General features: G+C 76.0%; 1 protein-coding gene. It reads left to right on the plus strand.

Annotated elements, in window-relative coordinates:
- On the plus strand, window positions 1-820 hold an 820-nt coding region (locus VR44_RS27330; RefSeq protein ID WP_045950280.1), incomplete at both ends, for a YcaO-like family protein.

The raw sequence follows: 820 nt of genomic DNA on the forward strand, positions 1-820 counted from the left end.
CCACCAGCGAGCGCATCGCCCTGTTCGAGGCCGTCGAACGGTACGCGGGCATGCGCCCCACCGGCCGACGCACCGACCTGCGCGCCTCCTTCGCCGCGCTCGGCCCCGACCGGGCCCTGGACCCCGGGCGGCTCGGCCTGCCCGACCCCGCCCACCACGGGCACCCGGCCTCGCCCACCGTCCCCTACACCCCCGACCTGGAGCTGGACTGGGTACGGGGCTGGTCGCTGACCCGGCGCCGCCCGGTCCTCGTACCCGAGCACGTGGCCTACTGGGACGTGCCCGGCGCCGACCGGCCGCGCGTGGTGTACGAGTCCTCCAACGGCTGCGGTCTCGGCAACAGCCCCGAAGAGGCCGCGCTCTACGGCCTGTTCGAGGTCGCGGAGCGCGACGCCTTCCTGATGGCCTGGTACGCCGCCACCCCGCTGCGCCGAGTCGAACCGCCCCCGGACGACCCGGACACCGCCCTCCTGGCGGACCGGGCCGCGGTGGCGGGCTACCGGCTGCTGCTGCTCGACGCGACCAACGACTTCGGGATCCCGGCCGTCGTGGCGGTCTGCCGCTACGAGGGCACCCACCCCGACGCGCCCCGGATGTTCCTCGCGGCGGGCGCCCACCACGATCCGCGGGCCGCGATCCGCTCCGCCGTCGCGGAGGTGGTCACCAACGTCCTGGAGTCACCCGGGCGTGCCTTCTCCGAGGACGGTGCACGCGACCCGCGGCGGCTGCGGCCCATGCTGGACCGGCCGGAGCTGGTGGTCGGCCTGGACGACCACGTCGGCGTCAACGCCCTTCCGGAGGCGGGCCCCCGGCTGGAGTT

This window comes from Streptomyces katrae, assembly GCF_000966975.1.
GTDB lineage: Bacteria > Actinomycetota > Actinomycetes > Streptomycetales > Streptomycetaceae > Streptomyces > Streptomyces katrae.